19 protein-coding genes and 2 pseudogenes are annotated in these 17,433 nt (G+C 61.8%); 10 read left to right on the forward strand and 11 right to left on the reverse strand.

Annotation, left to right across the window (positions count from 1 at the left end; all coding sequences use genetic code 11):
* The first annotated feature begins 185 nt into the window (after nucleotides 1–185).
* Both JQ627_RS05725 and JQ627_RS05730 read left to right on the forward strand, forming a co-directional pair.
* Nucleotides 186–1,031: a cell envelope integrity EipB family protein gene (locus JQ627_RS05725; protein WP_212483210.1), complete on the forward strand. Its 846-nt coding sequence runs from the start codon at nucleotides 186–188 to the stop codon at nucleotides 1,029–1,031.
* Between the two features lie 96 nt (nucleotides 1,032–1,127).
* The gene (locus JQ627_RS05730) at nucleotides 1,128–1,529 is read left to right on the forward strand and encodes a RidA family protein (protein WP_212483211.1); all 402 of its coding nucleotides are present in this window, start codon (nucleotides 1,128–1,130) and stop codon (nucleotides 1,527–1,529) included.
* A gap of 89 nt (nucleotides 1,530–1,618) precedes the next feature.
* On the opposite strand, the gene JQ627_RS05735 is transcribed toward JQ627_RS05730, so the two are convergent.
* Nucleotides 1,619–2,020 (reverse strand): ACT domain-containing protein, encoded by a 402-nt coding sequence (locus JQ627_RS05735; RefSeq protein ID WP_212483212.1) that lies wholly within the window; start codon nucleotides 2,018–2,020, stop codon nucleotides 1,619–1,621.
* Nucleotides 2,021–2,207: 187 nt separating this feature from the next.
* Here JQ627_RS05735 and JQ627_RS05740 point away from each other — a divergent pair, with 187 nt between their 5' ends.
* Entirely contained in the window at nucleotides 2,208–2,363 is a 156-nt protein-coding gene (locus tag JQ627_RS05740) for a hypothetical protein (protein WP_212483213.1), read from the forward strand.
* 15 nt (nucleotides 2,364–2,378) lie between these two features.
* Here the strand turns inward: JQ627_RS05740 and JQ627_RS05745 are convergent, their stop codons facing one another.
* Together JQ627_RS05745 and JQ627_RS05750 are read right to left on the reverse strand one after the other, a co-directional pair.
* Nucleotides 2,379–3,668 carry a DNA polymerase IV gene (locus tag JQ627_RS05745; RefSeq protein WP_212483214.1) on the reverse strand — a complete coding sequence of 430 codons (1,290 nt, stop codon included), beginning with the start codon at nucleotides 3,666–3,668 and terminating at the stop codon, nucleotides 2,379–2,381.
* Entirely contained in the window at nucleotides 3,665–3,976 is a 312-nt protein-coding gene (locus tag JQ627_RS05750; RefSeq protein ID WP_212483215.1) for a DUF3572 domain-containing protein, read from the reverse strand. Before JQ627_RS05750 ends, JQ627_RS05745 begins: the two co-directional genes overlap by 4 nt.
* Before the next feature lie 228 nt (nucleotides 3,977–4,204).
* Here JQ627_RS05750 and JQ627_RS05755 point away from each other — a divergent pair, with 228 nt between their 5' ends.
* Nucleotides 4,205–4,570 carry a response regulator gene (locus JQ627_RS05755; protein ID WP_008566616.1) on the forward strand — a complete coding sequence of 122 codons (366 nt, stop codon included), beginning with the start codon at nucleotides 4,205–4,207 and terminating at the stop codon, nucleotides 4,568–4,570.
* Nucleotides 4,571–4,584: 14 nt separating this feature from the next.
* Entirely contained in the window at nucleotides 4,585–5,958 is a 1,374-nt protein-coding gene (locus tag JQ627_RS05760; RefSeq protein WP_212483216.1) for a PleD family two-component system response regulator, read from the forward strand.
* Between the two features lie 384 nt (nucleotides 5,959–6,342).
* Here the strand turns inward: JQ627_RS05760 and JQ627_RS05765 are convergent, their stop codons facing one another.
* The gene (locus JQ627_RS05765; protein WP_212483217.1) at nucleotides 6,343–6,948 is read right to left on the reverse strand and encodes a TetR/AcrR family transcriptional regulator; all 606 of its coding nucleotides are present in this window, start codon (nucleotides 6,946–6,948) and stop codon (nucleotides 6,343–6,345) included.
* Between the two features lie 130 nt (nucleotides 6,949–7,078).
* Here JQ627_RS05765 and JQ627_RS05770 point away from each other — a divergent pair, with 130 nt between their 5' ends.
* Nucleotides 7,079–8,317: an MFS transporter gene (locus tag JQ627_RS05770; RefSeq protein ID WP_212483218.1), complete on the forward strand. Its 1,239-nt coding sequence runs from the start codon at nucleotides 7,079–7,081 to the stop codon at nucleotides 8,315–8,317.
* A gap of 125 nt (nucleotides 8,318–8,442) precedes the next feature.
* On the opposite strand, the gene JQ627_RS05775 is transcribed toward JQ627_RS05770, so the two are convergent.
* Nucleotides 8,443–9,441, reverse strand: a complete 999-nt coding sequence (locus tag JQ627_RS05775; protein WP_212483219.1) for an ABC transporter substrate-binding protein — start codon at nucleotides 9,439–9,441, stop codon at nucleotides 8,443–8,445.
* A 273-nt stretch (nucleotides 9,442–9,714) separates the two neighbouring features.
* Here JQ627_RS05775 and JQ627_RS05780 point away from each other — a divergent pair, with 273 nt between their 5' ends.
* The 4 genes and pseudogenes from JQ627_RS05780 to JQ627_RS05795 form a co-directional block, all read left to right on the forward strand.
* Complete coding sequence (locus tag JQ627_RS05780; protein ID WP_312015734.1) at nucleotides 9,715–10,218, forward strand: Spy/CpxP family protein refolding chaperone; 504 nt, start codon at nucleotides 9,715–9,717, stop codon at nucleotides 10,216–10,218.
* A gap of 4 nt (nucleotides 10,219–10,222) precedes the next feature.
* Nucleotides 10,223–10,417, forward strand: a pseudogene (locus JQ627_RS05785) (DUF3300 domain-containing protein); the annotation flags it as partial.
* A 72-nt stretch (nucleotides 10,418–10,489) separates the two neighbouring features.
* Nucleotides 10,490–10,753 carry a hypothetical protein gene (locus tag JQ627_RS05790; RefSeq protein WP_212483220.1) on the forward strand — a complete coding sequence of 88 codons (264 nt, stop codon included), beginning with the start codon at nucleotides 10,490–10,492 and terminating at the stop codon, nucleotides 10,751–10,753.
* Between the two features lie 99 nt (nucleotides 10,754–10,852).
* Nucleotides 10,853–10,996, forward strand: a pseudogene (locus JQ627_RS05795) (MFS transporter); the annotation flags it as partial.
* A 35-nt stretch (nucleotides 10,997–11,031) separates the two neighbouring features.
* On the opposite strand, the gene JQ627_RS05800 reads toward JQ627_RS05795, so the two are convergent.
* The 6 genes from JQ627_RS05800 to JQ627_RS05825 all read right to left on the reverse strand — a co-directional run bounded on the left by JQ627_RS05800 (nucleotide 11,032) and on the right by JQ627_RS05825 (nucleotide 17,425).
* Nucleotides 11,032–11,880, reverse strand: a complete 849-nt coding sequence (locus tag JQ627_RS05800; RefSeq protein ID WP_212483221.1) for an SDR family NAD(P)-dependent oxidoreductase — start codon at nucleotides 11,878–11,880, stop codon at nucleotides 11,032–11,034.
* 416 nt (nucleotides 11,881–12,296) lie between these two features.
* Complete coding sequence (locus JQ627_RS05805) at nucleotides 12,297–13,151, reverse strand: arylamine N-acetyltransferase (RefSeq protein ID WP_212483222.1); 855 nt, start codon at nucleotides 13,149–13,151, stop codon at nucleotides 12,297–12,299.
* 234 nt (nucleotides 13,152–13,385) lie between these two features.
* Nucleotides 13,386–14,801 carry an invasion associated locus B family protein gene (locus tag JQ627_RS39600; protein WP_312015735.1) on the reverse strand — a complete coding sequence of 472 codons (1,416 nt, stop codon included), beginning with the start codon at nucleotides 14,799–14,801 and terminating at the stop codon, nucleotides 13,386–13,388.
* Between the two features lie 237 nt (nucleotides 14,802–15,038).
* Nucleotides 15,039–15,980, reverse strand: coding sequence for a TorF family putative porin (locus tag JQ627_RS05815; protein ID WP_212483223.1), 942 nt, complete (start codon nucleotides 15,978–15,980; stop codon nucleotides 15,039–15,041).
* 6 nt (nucleotides 15,981–15,986) lie between these two features.
* Nucleotides 15,987–16,751 carry a VIT1/CCC1 transporter family protein gene (locus JQ627_RS05820; protein ID WP_212483224.1) on the reverse strand — a complete coding sequence of 255 codons (765 nt, stop codon included), beginning with the start codon at nucleotides 16,749–16,751 and terminating at the stop codon, nucleotides 15,987–15,989.
* On the reverse strand, nucleotides 16,748–17,425 hold the full coding sequence (locus JQ627_RS05825; protein ID WP_212483225.1) for a hypothetical protein: 678 nt from the start codon (nucleotides 17,423–17,425) through the stop codon (nucleotides 16,748–16,750). The genes JQ627_RS05820 and JQ627_RS05825 overlap by 4 nt, the downstream gene beginning before the upstream one ends.
* Nucleotides 17,426–17,433 lie beyond the last annotated feature (8 nt).

Below are 17,433 nucleotides of genomic sequence, written 5' to 3' on the forward strand. Positions count from 1 at the left end.
GAGGCCGGGCGCGCCCTGTTTCGCCCATCGTGCCGCCACATGCAAGCAACCGGAAGGGGATGCATTTTGTTGAGGCAGGGCAGGCGGTTCAACGCGGGGGCCGCAACTTTACGTGAAACGGCCTCAGTTGCGACGCAATGGAACGGTCACTAAACTGTCGAATCTGCGCTTCCCAGGGATGAGACATGGTGCACCTTTTCCGGACTTCGCTCGGTGTGATGGCGCTCGCGGCGGCCGCTTTCGGCTCCAGCGGTGGAGCGCAGGCCGCCAATGGTCCGTTCCTCGCGCATCAGGCGCTCTATGATTTGAGCCTCGTCAAATCGCGCTCCAACTCAGTCAACAGCGCGCGCGGCCGCATCCTCTACAACTTCACCGGCAGCTCGTGCGAGGGCTACACCTCCGAATTCCGCCAGGTCTCCGAGCTCGACAGCGGCGAGGGCAAGATCACGCTGAGCGACCTCCGCTCTAATTCCTGGGAGGACGCTGCGGGCAAGAGCTACCGCTTCAAGATCGAGACGCGGATGAACGAGGCGGACGCCGGCCGGGTCGATGGTTCGGCGGAGCGCGACGGCGACCACATCAACGTCAAGCTGAAGCTGCCGGCGCCGAAGAACTTCACCCTCGACGGCAAGATCGTGTTCCCGACCGAGCAGATCCAGCGCATCATTGCCGCCGCCAAGGACGGCAAGTCGTTGCTCGAGCTGTCCGTCTATGACGGCTCCGACGACGGCCAGAAGGTCTACAACACGCTGACCGTGATCGGCCAGCCGGTCCCCGCCGACCGCACTGCTTCGCCCGATGCATCGACCACGGACGAACACATGAAGTCGCTCAAGCGCTGGCCGGTCACCGTCAGCTATTTCGACCGCGACGTCCAGCGGAAGGAAGGCGAGCAGACGCCGGTCTATGCGATGGCGTTCGAGCTCTACGAGAACGGCGTCTCGCGCCAGCTCGTGCTCGATTACAACGATTTCGTGATTTCCGGCGCGATGGGCAAGTTCGACGTCAAGGACAGCAAGCCCTGTAATTGAACGGCATCCTGCGGTCCGGCGCTCGTCGCATCTAGCCCTTGTCATCATCCCCAGCTACGCTCCTTCCCAACCACAAACCTCCGGGAGGCAAGCACCATGCCCAAGCTCGACCATCTCCGCCCCAGCGGCCTGCATCACAATCCCGCCTATTCCCACGTCGTGACCGCTTCCGGTGCGCGCACCATCTACATCTCCGGCCAGGTGTCGGTGGACGAGGAGGGGCGGATCGTCGGCGAGGGCGATCTCGCCGCGCAGACGACGCAGGTGATGCAGAATCTCGGGCACGCGCTGAAAGCGGCCGGCGCGAGCTACGCCAACATCGTGAAGATCACCACCTTCGTCGTGAACTACAAGCCGGAGCTGCGCCCGATCATCGGCAAGGCCCGCTCGGCCTTCTTCGAAGGCATGGAGCCTCCGGCCTCCACCCTCGTCGGCGTCTCCGCGCTCGCCGCGCCGGAATGGCTGATCGAGATCGAGGCGGTGGCCGTCGCGGATTGAAACGACCGTAGGATGGGTAGAGCGAAGCGAAACCCATCACCCTTGTTGCGCGGGAAGAGCTCGATGTGTTTCGCTTCGCTCTACCCATCCTACTTTGCTGCGGACATCGCTCGCAAAACAGTCATCGCCTCATCGGCACGCTCAACAGGCACGAAAAGATGGTCGTGGTGGAAGGCCGAAACGGCATTCACGCTGATGTCGGCCTCGGCCAGTCGCGCCGTGATAGCCGCCAGAAAGCCCACCGCATCGAGCGCGGAGTGAATCGTCAGCGTGATCAGGCGCGAGGCGAACGCGTAGCGTAAGCCGGACGCCTCGGCTTCTTCGCGCAGGATCACCAGCGTCGTTCCTTCCTGCTCGCGAAATGTCAGCTGCGGATTGAGCGCTGTGGAAATGGGTTCGCTTGCTGGAACCGTGCAAAACACGAAGGTACCGTCCAGGATCTCCGGCTTCATGTTCCTCAGCAGCGCGTTGAGGTCGCGTTCGCCTGTCACGATGGTCAGCCTCTCAACGCGTTCGGATGGAAACCCATCAGCACAGGACCTGACAGAGGGCCTCGCCAACATACCTTTGTATATCTCTTCCAATCCTTCTCATACGCTGCTCTTACGCTCGTACAATTGAGGGAGGGCGGTGGATTCCTGCACTTTGAGCCGACTCGGGTCACTGCGAGGAGGCTCAATGAACGTCATCATTCGAAGGCTTAACGGCTTGTGGCACCTCATCATCGGGTCCTGTCAGATCCGAACTCCGTTCCTGGAGACCCAGGACCGCCAGCTGGTCGTTCAGTACGCCCGACGCATCTATCCGGGCGCCAGGATCTTCGAACACGACTGATTTCAGCCGGTGGAATCACTCCTGCGCCTTCTCCGGCCCGTCATACGCGATGCCGCGGATCACGGCGGCGCTGCCGAATTTCTTGCGCAAATTATCCATGGCGCGCTCAGCATGCGCGGCGCGGCGGTCGAGCATGTCGGTGTCGTCGGCGGGCGAGCCATCGCGCAGCGCGCTGACGCCGGCACCCATCAGGCGGAAGGCGGTGCCGTCGATCTCCTTCGCCAGCATCTCGCGGCAGATCGAGAAGATCTTTGCGGCAAGCTGCGTCGGGGCCGCGATCGACTGCGAGCGGGTGCGCTGGCGGAAATCGGCGGTCTTCAGCTTCAGCGTGACGGTCGAGCCGGCAAGCTCGCTGCTCTTGAGCCGCGACGACGTCTTCTCGCAGAGCCGCCACAAAATCTTCTCCAGTGTCGCGAAATCGCGGATGTCGGTCTCGAACGTGGTCTCGCTCGAAATCGTCTTGGCGCCGCGGTCGGGCTCGACGCGGCGGTCGTCGATGCCGCGGGCGAGCCGCCACAGCCGGCGGCCGTCGCTCGGAAACTGTCGCATGAGCTCGATCTCGTCGGCCCTTTGCAGGTCAGCGATGATGCGGAAGCCGCGCTGAACGAGGCGCTCCTGGGTGGCCGGCCCGACGCCAAAAATGAAGCCGACCGGCTTCTCCGCCAGCATCACGCGGGCTTCCTCCTGATCGAGCGCGGCGAAGCCGCGCGGCTTGTCGAGGTCGGAGGCGATCTTGGCCAAAAACTTGTTGCAGGACAGGCCGACCGAGACGGAGATGCCGATGTCGCGCTCGATGTTGCGCGCGAACCGCGCGAGTACTTTGGCCGGAACCATGCCGTGCACCCGCTCGGTGCCCGAGAGATCGAGAAAGGCCTCGTCAATCGAGAGCGGTTCGACCAGCGGCGTCAGCGCCTGCATGGCCTGGCGCACCTCGCGGCCGACACGGACGTATTTCGCCATGTCCGGCGGGATCACGGTCGCGTGCGGGCAGGCCTCGAGCGCCCTGAACATCGGCATGGCCGAGCGCACGCCATAGGTGCGCGCGATGTAGCAGGCGGCCGACACCACGCCGCGCTTACCGCCACCAATGATGACGGGCTTGTCGGCGATCTCAGGGTTGTCGCGCTTCTCGACCGTCGCATAGAAGGCGTCGCAGTCGATATGGGCGATGGTCAGCGAGGCGAGCGCCCGGTGCCGGACAAGGCGGGGGGAACCGCAGGCGGAACACCGCCGCACACCCATATCCAGATCGGCCGAACAATCCCGGCAGAAGCAGCGAGGCCCGGCCGGGTCGGGCGCGGTCACGGCACGTCGCGCTCCCAACTGGGATCGCCGAGCGCGTCGCCGAGGATTTGCCGCGCCGCAGCAACGTTGGTCGGATGCAGCTCGGCGGTCGAGGCAAAGGCCTTCACAGTGGCATCATCGCGCATCACGAAATCGAGCACGCTGAGGAGGAAATTGGGATCCGAGGCGGCATTCCGGAGCGTCTCCGGACCGACCCCTGTCTCAGCCAGAAACAGGCCCAGCCGCTCGGGATCGCCGGCCACAAAAGAGAGCGCCTGAATCGCAACGATTTCAGCGACTTCGCGAGGGTTGTGAACAGGCTTTTTCAAGGGTCCGGTTTGCCTTTCCGTTAACTTTCGGTGTCTACTTTGAAACCATCATGCCCGAGTCTCAAGACCGCCGACAAGCAACTGGAAACCACATCGCAGAAAGTCGGCCCTCGGGTTTAACGAAACTGGAGCGAATCTGAGGCTAGTTTGAATCCAGTTTTCGAAGCGCCGGCGAGCGGCGCCTGAGGCGTCACATGTATCGGTCTGCGGACCAAACAGGAGGGCGGGATGGCTAAGACCGTCCTGATCGTGGAAGACAACGAGCTCAACATGAAGCTCTTCCGCGACCTGTTGGAGGCGCACGGCTATCAGACCTCCGGCACCAGCAACGGATATGAGGCGCTCGACCTCGTTCGCAAGATGCGGCCCGACCTCGTGCTGATGGATATCCAATTGCCGCAGGTCTCAGGGCTCGAGGTGACGCGCTGGATCAAGGACGATCCGGAGTTGCGTGCCATTCCCGTCGTCGCGGTCACGGCATTCGCGATGAAGGGCGACGAAGAGCGCATCCGCGAGGGCGGCTGCGAGGCCTATTTGTCCAAGCCGATCTCGGTCGGCAAATTCATTGAGACGGTCCGGCGTTTTATCGGATAGGAAGTGAGTTCAAAGTGTCCGCGCGTATCCTGGTTGTCGATGACGTTCCCGCCAACGTCAAACTCCTCGAAGCCCGCCTGTCCGCCGAATATTTCGACGTGATGACCGCCTCGAACGGCACCGAAGCGCTGGCGCTGGCCAGCCGCGCCGAATGCGACATCATCCTGCTCGACGTGATGATGCCCGACATGGACGGCTTCGAGGTCTGCCGCCGTCTCAAGACCGATCCGGCGACGCACCACATCCCCGTCGTGATGGTCACCGCGCTCGACAGCCCCGCCGACCGCAATCGCGGGCTGGAAGCCGGCGCCGACGATTTCCTCACAAAACCTGTCTCCGACGTCGTGCTGATCGCGCGCGTGCGCTCGCTGACGCGGCTGAAGATGATGACCGATGAGCTGCGCATGCGCGCCATCACCTCGCTCGAAATCGGCATGCAGGCGCCCGAGCGCAGCGCCGTGGCCGACACCGGCCGGGGCGGCCGCATTCTGCTGGTCGACGACCGTCAGTCCTCCTATGAACGGCTGGCGACCATCCTCGCCGCGGAGCACACCATCGACGTCGAGCCGAACCCGACGGAGGCGCTGTTCCACGCGGCCGAGGGCAATTACGACCTGCTGATCGTCTCGCTCGACCTCAACAATTTCGACGGTCTCAGGCTGTGCAGCCAGGCGCGCTCGCTGGAGCGCACGCGTCACGTGCCGATCCTGGCGATCGCGGACCCCGAGAACTCGACGCGGCTGCTCCGCGGCCTCGAGATCGGCGTCAACGACTATCTGCTGCGTCCCATCGACAAGACCGAGCTGCTGGCGCGCGCCCGCACCCAGATCCGTCGCCGCCGCTACACCGATCATCTGCGTGACAACGTGCAGAACTCGATCGAGATGGCGATCACCGACGCGCTCACCGGCCTGCACAATCGTCGCTACATGGAGAGCCATCTGGCGACGCTCGCCGAGCAGGCCTCGACCCGCGGCAAGCCCTTGGCGCTGATGATTCTGGACATCGACTACTTCAAGTCGATCAACGACAATTACGGCCACGACGCCGGCGACGACGTGCTGCGTGAATTCGCGGTGCGCGTGCGCAAGTCGATCCGCGGCATCGATCTGGCCTGCCGCTACGGCGGCGAGGAGTTCGTCATCGTGATGCCGGAGACCGATCTCCACGTTGCCGGCATGGTGGCCGAGCGCCTGCGCCGCTCGATCGCGGGCGAGCCCTTTGCCGTCCACAAGGGCACCAAGCGCATCGAGGTCACGATCTCGATTGGGCTCACCACGCTGGAGCAGAAGGGCGAGTCGGTCGCCGACGTGCTCAAGCGCGCCGACACCGCGCTCTACCGCGCCAAGCACGACGGCCGCAATCGCGTGGTGTCGCAGGCGGCGTGAGGCTGCCTGCGCATAAAAATGCGAAAACAACCCCATGCACAGTAGTCGACGTTAGTCGGATCAATGGGTTATGTGTGGGGCATGACGGTTGATGCCGGTTGCACCGGCATTTGACACGTCGGGCAAAACAGGAGCATTTTGGCAGGATCGGGCAGGGCGCGGTTGTTGCGCGAAGTCCTCTCCCCAAACTCCGCTGTCATTCCCCGCGACCCGGCTACGCCAAGGCTTCGCCGGGGCTTCAGTCTAGGGGCGCCGAAGCTTCAGCGTAGGCGGCAAGCGGGGAATCCAGTACGCCGCAGCGTCTCGGTTCAATCACAATCGTCTCTGGAATACTGGATCACCCGCTTTCGCGGGTGATGACACCGTGCGATACGGCGACAGCCGTTATTGTGGTGCGCGCTTGTGCCCCTTCACAGGCTTCGCCTCATCACCCACATCCACCCCCGCATTCCGCAGCAGCACTGTCGCGGCTTCCTTCGCCGCGCGCGCCATCGCGGGGTCGTCGCGAACGAGGTCCTGCGCGATGGAGCCGTCGACCAAAAGCACGAGCTGCGTTGCCAGCGCCTCCGCATCGGCGACGCCGAGCTCGGTCAGCCGCTCGCGAAACCAGACGCGGCGGCTTTCCTTGAAGGCGATTGCGATCTTCTTCACGGCGCGGTCCGCAGGGCCCAGCTCGGCGACCGCATTCACGAACGGGCAGCCGCGAAAATCCTTGGCCGCAAAGCGCCGCTCCAGCGAATCGAAGGTGCCAAGAATCTGCTCGGCCGGCGGCTTGTCGGAGGGACGCGGCTGCACGAAGCGGCGCTCCAGATAGGCCGCGATCAGCGCGTCCTTGGAGGGGAAGTGGTTGTAGAGCGTGCGCTTGGAGATGCCGACCTCGGCCGCGATGGTGTCGACGCCGATGGCGCGAATGCCTTGCAGATAGAACAGCTTGTCGGCGGTCTCGAGGATCCGCTCCTTCATCGTCTGTGAGTTGGGCGGGGGAGCCATGCGGCAGCGTGCGTCCTGTTGACTTGACAGCGTGCACCTTTTCATAGCCTAAGTACACAGGTCTGTGTAACCAAAATCATCGAGAATTGCAGACGCCGGTGCGCGCGCCGCGCCGACGAGGGAGAAAAACATGCCCCTGTTGCAGGTCCTGCGTCCGACATTGCCCATCCTGATCGGCGCCTCGATCATGCTGACGCTGAGCATGGGGCTGCGGCAGAGCCTCGGCATCTTCATGCAACCGCTGACGCACGACATCCATTTGTCGGTGTCCGACTTCACGCTGGCGCTCGCCGTGCAGAACCTCGCCTGGGGCTTTCTCCAGCCGCTCGCCGGCGCAATGACGGTGCGCTACGGCTTCCGCCCGATCATGATCGTGGGTTCGCTAATGTATATCGTGGGCCTGATCCTGATGGCGACCGCGAACGGGCTCGTCAGCATCATGATCGGTGCCGGCGTGCTGATCGGCACCTCGCTCGCCTGCACTGCGGCGGCGATCGCGATGTCGGTGGCGGCGCGCGCGGTGCCGGCAACGGTGCGCTCCACCGTGCTCGGCATCGTCTCCGGCGCGGGGTCGCTCGGCGCGCTGCTGTCGGCGCCGATCGGGCAGATGCTCAACGAGGGTTTTGGCTGGCGTGTCGGGCTCGCCGGCTTCGTCGTCATGTCGGTGCTGATGATTCCCGCCGCCTGGTATGCCGGACGCGTCGACCAGGTCCCGCTGCCGAAGCCGGCCGCCGATGATATCGGCGATGCCACGGCCGCATCCGTCGCGAAGGCGGCGTTCGGCAATGTCCCCTTCGTGGTGATGACCTGCGCCTATCTCGTCTGCGGCATGCAGCTCGTGTTTCTCACCACGCATCTGCCGTCCTATCTGGCGATCTGCGGCCTCGATCCGATGCTGAGTGCGCAGACGCTCGGCATGATCGGCGGCTTCAACGTGCTGGGCTCATTGTTCTTCGGCTGGGCGGGCCAGCGCTGGAACAAGCTGGCGCTGCTGGGCGCGATCTACATCCTGCGCTCGCTGGCGCTGGCCTGGTACTTCATGCTGCCGGCGACGCCATTCTCGACGCTGCTGTTCGGCGCGATCATGGGCTTCCTCTGGATGGGCGTCGGCCCGCTGGTCGCCGGCGCCGTCGCCGAGATGTTCGGCCTGCGCTGGCAGGCGATGATCCAGGGTCTCGCCTTCATGAGCCACCAGATCGGCAGCTTCCTCGGCGCCTACGGAGGAGGGGTGCTCTACGACGCGCTCGGCTCCTACACCATGGCCTGGCGCATCGGCGTGGCGCTCGGTCTTGCCGGAGGCATCATCCAGGTTGCGTTCGCGCTGATCCGGCCGTCGCAGCCGCCGGCGCCGGTGCTGCGGACGGCGTAGGCGGGGTGGTGCTCGCTTTCGTCAGCTTGGGAGCTTGCAGCGTACGCCGTGGCGCTTGGTCGTGATGGCCGCTTGTGACTCGAAGGCGACATCAGCATTAACTGAAAATTGCAGCCCCAACCGGGTCAATCATCGATAAGCTCAGCGTCCAGTGAGAGCGTCTCGGGAACAGGCAATCCGAGCTCGTCGGCCGCCTTCGCATTGATGGCGAGGTTGAACTTCGTCGCAAATTGAACCGGGAGCTCGCTTGGCATTGTGCCTCGCAATATTCGATCCACGTAACCCGCGCCATCCCGGAACTGTGCGGTCAAGTCTGGTCCATAAGACATGAGCCCACCGCGCATCACATAATTCTTGACGGCGAATATGGCAGGTACCCCGTGTTTCGCGGCAGCACTAATTATCTTTGCACTGTTTGAAGAGACAAATCCCCCGTCAGGTAGAATGATGAGGCCTGCGTTCCCGCTCGCACCAGTGCGCAAAATTGCGGGATCGATCTGATCAGGGTCGCGCACAGGAACAGCTTTTACCGAAACGAAGAGCTTGCTTCCCATTTCGAGCGCGGCCTGAATATAGAAGGCAGCGTAGGGCGAAGTCTCAGGGTTGAACAACACGCTCACCTCTTTGAGGTGCGGGGCAAGTCGTTTCAGCAGACTTAGCCATTTGCCGCTAAACGAATGTTCGTAGAGAGCGAATCCGGTGATGTTACTGGATGGCCGAGCCACACTCGAAACAAGGCCGGTAGCTACCGGATCGGACAGCCCGACGAAAACGATCGGTATGACCTGCGTTAATCGCTGCAACGTTCGAGCAGCCGCCGTATTCGTAACCAGGATAACTTTAGGCTCTAGTGCTACGAGCTCGCGCGCGCACGCTTCCTGGTTTGCAAGCACTGGACCGGGCCAGCGCACCTCCAGCCGGTAATTCTGGTTTTCAATCCATCCCAATCTAGAAAGAGCTTCCCGGAATGCGCCAATGCGCCTTTCCGCATCGGTGTCCGATGCTACATTGCCTGTCAAAGCTGCGACGACTGGCAACCTCTTGCCCTGCTCCGCTGCCAAAGCCGGGGGAAAGACCATGGCGCTGCCAAAGAGCGGCAGAAAATGGCGCCGTGTGAGCGTCATGTCCGTCCTCAGATTGCGTCCGTTGTTCGTAATCTCACAAGGCAATATGTCCACATCGCGGAAACCGAGCAGCCGGGGAACGACCGACCGGACGAATTTCGTTGCCCTGCGCTCGGCGCGCCACATTGTCCCTTGGTACAGTCCAGGATTTTGAGAACAGTCAGAAGCACGTCCTTATTTCTCAGTCGGCGCCCTTTGACTTAGATCAACCCGCCGTTGACCGCATCCGTCGTTCTGCTCGGGGGCATGCGATACGAGCCTCAGGAGTTTGCAGTGACAAAGAAAGCAGCCGTCGCAGCAATTGCGCTTTTGATGACAACTTCGTCTCTGTCCTACGCCGCAGAGACTTCATCGACCGGCGGAGTAGGGCAACTCAGCGCCACCGACATGAAAAGCTTGACGGATATGCGTGTCGGCATAATCAAGGCGGCCTTGCAATTGACGCCCGACCAGGAAAAATTATGGCCCGCCGTCGAGGACGCCATCCGCGCTAGGGCGAAGAACCGGCAGGCCCGGTTGGAGCGGATAGCCGAATTGCGCGACGGAGCGATGGATCCCCTCCCACAAGGCAATCCGGTCGAGATTATGCAACGCAGAGCGGATCGGCTCATTCAGCGCGGGACCGATCTCAAGAAGCTCGCCGATGCTTGGGAGCCGCTCTACAAAACTTTGAGCGAGGATCAGAAAAAACGGATGTCTTTTGCGTCATATGTCGTCATGCGCGGGATGCGCGATGTGATCGGGCACAGTATCGACCCTGAAGACGACGACGATTAGCCGTGGGGGCGGAGGATTTCGCGGTGGCGGCGGAGGAGGGTTTCGAGGCGGCGGAGGCCGTGGTGGTGGACGCAGGTCGGATATCAACCTCATGCACGACGTAGTGCTCCTCGGTCGGCTTGACAACGGTCTCGGTTACTACCGCTTCGCGTACAACGGCAGCGATAGGGCCGACGTCGGGTTGATCGCGCAGGAGGTGATCTAGATCATGCCTTGAGGTGAAAACCTTCATCATTGCGACATTGATGCGCATCCCAAGCGGAGCATGCCGATGTGGGTCCTGATGTATGTCTTCTCCTATTCAGTCAGTCCGGCCGCGACGAGCGACAGGGCGGAGTGGCGACTGCTCCCGACAGTTGTATTTCAGGAGTTCACGAACGAAGAGCGATGCAAGGCGGCCAAAGCCACGCTTGAAGGCAGCTTGAAGGATGCAGGGTCTAAGCTGAGAAGTGGCTTGGAAGACTTGAAGAGCATCGGTAAGGCCGACCCAACGCACATCATCATCGCCTACAATGTGGAGTGCCTGCCGAAATGAAGGGGCGACCGCCGGTCCCATGCCGCAAGACGTGACAATTCACGAGCATACATCTACTTCTGCGCTCGTGCTTTGGACGCAATGCGGCGCTTCTGCGACGGGGCGGTGTACGACGCGCTCGGCTCCTACGCCATGGCCTGGCGCATCGGCGTGGCGCTCGGTCTTGCAGGCGGCATCATCCAGGTCGCGTTTGCGCTGATCCGGCCGTCGCAGCCGCCGGCGCCGGTGTTGCGGACGGCGTAGCAGGGCGGTGCTCGCTAACGCCAGCTTGGGAGCTTTCAACGTTTCGGGGTGCGCCCGCGGATGTGGTCAAAGCCTTGCTTGATGGCGGCGAAGCGCGCTTCGATCATCGGCTCAAATTCGAGGTCGGTGAAGATATAAGGCAAGTCCTTTTCGACGCCTTCGCGGACGAGTTCACCGACATAGTTGGGTTCTATCCCCTGAGAGATGCGTTCCCGGAGCATATTGATCCACTCGGCACGCGGGCCCGAAGTCGGCAATGCGGGGAGCGCCCCCTCGAAGCGCTTGGGGAGATTGCGTCTTGAGTTCATGATTTGAGTGCGGATGATCCCTGGACACAGCACCGATACGCCAATCCCTCGGGGCGCGAGTTCACGCCGCAGGCCCTCGGACAGCGCGACAACGCCATACTTGGAGACGTTGTACGCATTGCTCTCCCCTGAAATGAGGCCCGCGATCGAGGCTGTGGAGACGATGTGTCCACCCTCGCCATGTTGCTCGATCAACGGCCCGAAAATCTCGATCCCCCAAATGGTCGCCATCAGGTTGACGCCCATGGTCCAGTTCCACGACGCCTCGGTCCAGGCGCCGTAAGGCCCACCGCCGCCGACGCCCGCGTTGTTCACGAGGATATGCACCTTGCCATAGCGGGCAGTCGTGGCTTCGGCGGCCGCCACGAGTTCGGCTTTGAGTGAAACGTCCGCTTTCACGCCGTCGACATCGACGTTGGTGAGCCTCAGTTGCTCGAGCGCTGCGGATAGAGCCGCTTCTTCAATGTCGCAAAGCATAACTTTCGCCCCCGCCTGGGCGAAGGCGGTCGCGATCCCCAGTCCAATGCCTGACGCTGCACCGGTCACGAACACAGTCTTTCCAGCGAGTTCCTTCACGCGCTTTCTCCCCGTGCAAGCGGACACCCTCGGCCCAAAACGCCAAGTGTCCCTGGGCACCATATGACAGCGTTTTCGAGCGATTGAGAAGCGTGCCGGATGTCCGTTCGTGGTCGCCCATAGCTGACATGGGGGCGCCTAGCTTTCATGTCGTATTCTGCACGCATAGCGGGCGCGGTCATCCTGGGCTCCTTACACCATGGCCTGCGCATCGGCGTGGCGCTCGGCTTGGCCGGGGGCTTCATCCAGGCCGCGTTCGCGCCGATCCGGCCGTCGCAGCCGGCGTCGCCGGTGCTGCGGACGGTAGACGGGGAGCGTGGGTCGCTTTCGTCTGCTTGGGGGCTTATAGCGGACGCCGTGCTGCTTGGTCGTGATGGGCCACTTGCGGGCTCGTTTCGGACATGGACTAAGGGAGCCTAGGCAAAGAAGGGGTGCGGAGTGTCTCCCGTTCCTTTCGCCTTCATAACCGCAACACACTCATCGATCTGCTGGTCGGACATGTTTAGTCCGAATTCGCCGCGCAGCACGTCCCTAAACTCCCTTTCGGTCACCAACCAGCGTTTCTCCGCGTGCCCGTCTGCGTCGCGCACGGTGACGCGCGCGTTGTACATAGTGATCCGGCTCCTGTTCGGTCCCGGCTTTGCCACGATGATATTGCCTTGGTACGGAGTATCCGGATGGGTCGCAGTGTACCAGTTGGTAATCTCGTATTCGCCATCGAAGCGGGCATAAGGAATGACCCGGTAGATGTGCTGCCAGCCATGCTTGAGCCGCGCCTGGAGTGTCAACTCGCCGCCAATATCAATGAAACGCATGACCTCGTGGGGCGTCTCTTGTTCGACCTGCGGCACGAGCATGAGCGCGCGGGTAGGGGCGAGGTTGCCGAAGCCGACATCCGCCAGATAAGTCCCCTCCGGCAACTCCACTTTCAACAGCATGTGGATGGCTGGGCGCGGTGCGTCGATCTCCAGCCCGCGCACGACGCGCCCCTGCAGGCTTGTGATCCTGTAGCCGAGCGACCGAAGTCCGGCTCGGAAGAGCATGTTCTGTTCAAAGCAATATCCGCCCCGCCCGCTGGCAATCATCTTCTGCTGGAGCGTAAGGATGTCGAGCTTTGGCGGACGTCCCAGCATAATATCGAGCGTTTCATAGGGGATTGAATGCGAGTGTCTGAAAATAAGCTGATTTAGAGTCTCAAGCGTTGGTGTGAGCGGCCCAGCATAGCCGATGCGCGCAAGCCAGGCTTTTTGATCGAGTTGTGTGCCGAGCATCTCACGCGCTCCGGGCGTCGAGGACGCCTATATTGCCATTTTTCGGCTCGGTATCCCACAGAAGTCTCGGGTACGGTGATTTGGTCCGATTAGCGTTTCGAGGATGACAGCGGTTGGCCCTGAGCCGACATCAGTCTACTTGGACCGGCGTCCCCCTATCGGATGCGCGCACGCCCGAAGTGATGTGACCACCGGCGGGTGCTCTACGACGCGCTCGGCTGCTACACGATGCGCTCATTCCTGATCTAACCCGAAATTATAGGTTTGCGCCGGTGCACCCTTGCGCGCTGCAGCGAACTGATTGAGCGGTAAATCGGTTGAAACCGAGGATGAGTTGAGATCGGTTAGCTCCAGCTTGAGTGTCTGTCCGCGTTCCAACTCAGCAACCAGCGACGGATCGACGCCCGCTGCCGCGATGCAGATATTCGAGAGGCAGAAATTGAACGGAATTTGAGTTGAGCTGCCCTGGTCCAGCTTCACTTTGACGCCCTGTCGCAAATTCGCGCCTTGCGGAACGAAGAGCTGTAGGCGAGCCCGACCATCGGCGCGCTCGATAAGGTCTGCGCGTACAATCACCTGATCCAGATCGTCCGTGCCGGTCGATGTCGTCCGGCATATTGCAGTCCCGTCGGATGAATCGAAACACAGCTTTTGCCAGTTCGAGTAATGAATATTCTGAGGCAGGCTCACGCGCAGCGGCTTTAGTGCGGGCTCGCGTTCCTGATCACCGCGCCCGCTGGCTTGCTGTTGCGGCGGGCCGCCGGTTGCTGAATGCGCCTCAAGAAATTGCCTCACAAGCGGTGACCAGATCGGCACAGCATCCGGAGAATCGATGAAAAAATGTCCGTCGCTTCCGAACGCGGGCAGCATTTTATATTCGGCGTTTCCTCCGGCCGCGGCGAACGCGTCGTGCATCCTTTTCGTAAGTTCCGGACCGAAATAGGTGTCGTTCTCTGTATAGATCAACAGTATCGGTACTCGCGCTGTACGGCCGAATTCGGCTGTAGCGGTGACGAGCTTGTCGGGAGCGCAGTTGTTGTTCGGCTTGCCATCTACCCTGCCTCCGCGCCCTGCTGCGAAGGTGATCACGGCCTTGACTGACGGAGGATTGCGGCTGGCAAGAGCGATGGATCCCCATCCGCCCCCAGACTGGCCGACGACGATGACCTTGCCGGGCTGGACCATCTTCTTCTTGCTCATGTAGTCAATTACCCATTCATTCATGGTCGCAATCGCTAGTCCGGGACCACGGAAATTAGGATTGTCGCAGCTGCCGACATGCGCAAACACCGCGCCATAGAGTCCCTTGTCCTTGTCATCAAGGCTGCTGGCTCCGTACCTTATCGGCGAGACGACTACATAGCCCTGGCGCGCGAACCAGAGTGCGGCGTCCCGGTACTCGATCATTGGAAACATCGTCCGCTCTTGAGCACCGAGCGAAATACCATGGTTCATAATCACCAGGGGAAAAGGACCGTCGCCGACCGGCCTGATCACAAAGGCAAGGATCGGCAATGGAAACGGAAGAGCCCACACCTCTTCCTGGACCTTTGGAAATGGAGCGGCTTGATCCGCTGCTGCCGGTGACCGGGCGACCGGCAGAAATGCGATCAAGAGAAGTGCAAGCAGAAGTCGCCTTACCATCTTCATACCTCCGCTCAAGCCAACTTTTTGCTGGGCTGGATCAGGGGCCGGCTGCTTGATCTAGATCAAACTCCATCGCCAGGAAAATTCGCCGCTGACAGCTTTGAATGCGCCGTTCAGAATTGGACAGATGCCTTCGCCGATCTTGTCTGTCACTGCGCCAATCCAACCCGGCGATAACCGCTCTGGGTCATTTCAACTCGCGTCAATCAGGCTATGGCTGCGCCTTGATGAGTCCGCATCCTAGTTGAACGCAAACCAGGCCTTGGCAACGAATGTCGCGCCGCACCAATTCGAGACCAGGCCATCCGGGTTGGTAACAAGATCAACGCGGCCACCCGGCCGCGCATTTGGATCGCCTGTAAAGACAAAGCAGTTTTCCCTCGACAGATTGGTATCGTAATAGCGCAGATCGAGGTTGAAGGCCTTGTGGGTGAACGTAACGCCCGCCTGCCAATTGAGATAGGCAGGTAGGGGGAAGCCGCCGAGTTGGGAAGCTTGGTTACCGAACCAGGAATAGCCGGCAGCAGTCGTGAATGACACGGCAAGGTTTTGCGGCAGCAACCTGTCCGGTACGTCGAAGCCAATCCCGGCCGCCAAATATTGGCTCCAGGCGCCGGTGTTCGAGACATTCGGCGAATAGGCATAGCCGGCGGCGACGCGGAACTGTTCGCCGATGCGTCGATCGCCGCGGATAACCGCCTCCCAATAATTGATGCCGTTGGTCTCGCCGGGAAGCCTTTCGCCGGGATAGGCGAAATAGGTCACCCCAACATCAAAATCGATCGTCGCAATCTTCGGCCGGACACCGCCGGCAAAGGTGAATTCGGCAGCGGGTTGGGTCGGCAGCTTGACGGTGGCGACCGTGGTGCCGGCATAAAGCGCGCCCCATCTTGTTTCGAAGGCGGCGCCCGCCGCGGGTCCGTGGTCGGACAGCGTGGTCCCGCGGTAGATGTAGTCGGATGCAACGCCCGCGCGGGCGCTGAATTCGAGTTCGTTCGCAGACGTTGCCTGGCTTGTATCGGCCGCCGACCATCCACGATTGCCAAGGCCGATCGCGCCGGCCGGACTGGGCTGTTCGGCACGCGCCGGACCGACGGTTATCGGCGCAAGCCACAAGCCGACCAACGCGGCGATCGAGGCACCGCTTGCACGCCGAACCGCTGCAACGCCTCGCAGCCGCACTGTCGATCATCCTCCAAGAGCCACCGCGACACCAACCAGTGCACTGCCAACAGCCACCATCGAAAGACCGGCCGCCCAGGGCCGTAGCCCACTGTGAAGTCCGAACACGTAGCCACAGCAGAACAGCATCAGAATGGCGACGGCGTAGGAGACGCGCAACGCCAGCCTGGCATCGCTCAGGAACAGGAACGGGATGACCACGGGAAAGGTCGAAAGGAAGCTTAGCAGGCAAAGACCGAGCGCGCCGGTCCAGTCGCGCCCCGTCAACCCAGGACCGCGAGACGGCTCGGGCAATTGCTGCAGTCCTTGCCGCATCAACTCCAATTGCTCCTGAGGCAGGAACGCCGCCAATTCCGGCGGCAGCGCGCCGGCGATGACGCGCCGGGCGGCTTCGGGGGTCGGCGCCTGCCGTATCGCTCGGAGCGTCAAGATCCGGTCTCCCCGGTCATTGATGCAGGCCAGCAGATAAAGACCGCCGTCAACAATACCCCAGGCGAGATTGCAGCCGAGCGCGCCGACCAGCATCGTCTGAATATTGATGTTGGTCCCGGTCGCGACACCGAGCGAGCAGATGAAGGTGAGGGCCATGATCAGCCCGAACAGGGTCTCCGAGATCCGTTCCATCGGATCAAGTACGTTGGCGAAGGAAGCATCTGAAGCTTCTGACATCCTGCTTGAACGCCCAAGGCTCGATCTTCGAGGATTGCTTGCTGATGATCTTAGCTGCTCACGCAAAGAGTTGCAGGAGCAAGTCGAGAATGCAACGCTCAACTTCGCGTTCTCGTCGCGGCACTCCTGTCTGCGAGAATGCTGACGCTGATCAACAGGACCCAAACCGGGAATACCAGCAGGCTCCAGTCGAAGAAGTAGCTACCGACCAACAGGGCTGCCGCGACGGCGTAGCCGCCCAGGGCCAGCCAGCGCGGCGTGAAGCCGGTATAGAGGCCGATCGTCGAGGTCGTGATCATGAAGACGGATGCCGTTTTCACCACGTAGATGTTGATCATCCCGTAAGCCAGCCCGCGCCCGAAATGGAACGTCGCCGAATTGACCAAAACTTCCGGAGCAGCGTGAAACGCCAAGATAATCGCGCCCACAACGGCGGCGGCCGCGAACAACATGGCAAGCAGCAACAGCGCGCTGCCGAGAAACACGGTCGCGAAAAACTGATCTTCGCGTTGCCCGAGCTTGTCGCGAAGCGCGCCGACAAACCAGAGAAAGGCAACTCCTGCGAAGGGCACCAGATTCAGGGCGATGACGACGTTGGTCGCCCCGGTGTGCAGCCACGCGCCCGTCTCCAATGGATCCCGCGGCACCGAGTGTCGCATCAGCACAAAGACTGCGAACAGAAGCACGGCGAACACGACGCCGGCGATGGCGGCGGCTTTTGGCGTTCGTAAACGGGCGTGCGTCACGCCTGGCCCGTCGTCAAAGGAATCGCGCATGATGCACC

The organism is Bradyrhizobium liaoningense (genome assembly GCF_018130785.1).
Taxonomy (GTDB): Bacteria; Pseudomonadota; Alphaproteobacteria; order Rhizobiales; family Xanthobacteraceae; genus Bradyrhizobium; species Bradyrhizobium liaoningense_A.

Excerpts from the sequence above, each read along its gene's own strand:
- JQ627_RS05725 (WP_212483210.1), top strand. The coding sequence starts at position 186 with ATGGTGCACCTTTTCCGGACTTCGCTCGGTGTGATGGCGCTCGCGGCG.
- JQ627_RS05730 (WP_212483211.1), top strand. The coding sequence starts at position 1,128 with ATGCCCAAGCTCGACCATCTCCGCCCCAGCGGCCTGCATCACAATCCC.
- JQ627_RS05740 (WP_212483213.1), top strand. The coding sequence starts at position 2,208 with ATGAACGTCATCATTCGAAGGCTTAACGGCTTGTGGCACCTCATCATC.
- JQ627_RS05755 (WP_008566616.1), top strand. The coding sequence starts at position 4,205 with ATGGCTAAGACCGTCCTGATCGTGGAAGACAACGAGCTCAACATGAAG.
- JQ627_RS05765 (WP_212483217.1), bottom strand. The coding sequence starts at position 6,948 with ATGGCTCCCCCGCCCAACTCACAGACGATGAAGGAGCGGATCCTCGAG.
- JQ627_RS05770 (WP_212483218.1), top strand. The coding sequence starts at position 7,079 with ATGCCCCTGTTGCAGGTCCTGCGTCCGACATTGCCCATCCTGATCGGC.
- JQ627_RS05775 (WP_212483219.1), bottom strand. The coding sequence starts at position 9,441 with ATGACGCTCACACGGCGCCATTTTCTGCCGCTCTTTGGCAGCGCCATG.
- JQ627_RS05790 (WP_212483220.1), top strand. The coding sequence starts at position 10,490 with ATGTGGGTCCTGATGTATGTCTTCTCCTATTCAGTCAGTCCGGCCGCG.
- JQ627_RS05805 (WP_212483222.1), bottom strand. The coding sequence starts at position 13,151 with ATGCTCGGCACACAACTCGATCAAAAAGCCTGGCTTGCGCGCATCGGC.
- JQ627_RS39600 (WP_312015735.1), bottom strand. The coding sequence starts at position 14,801 with ATGAAGATGGTAAGGCGACTTCTGCTTGCACTTCTCTTGATCGCATTT.
- JQ627_RS05825 (WP_212483225.1), bottom strand. The coding sequence starts at position 17,425 with ATGCGCGATTCCTTTGACGACGGGCCAGGCGTGACGCACGCCCGTTTA.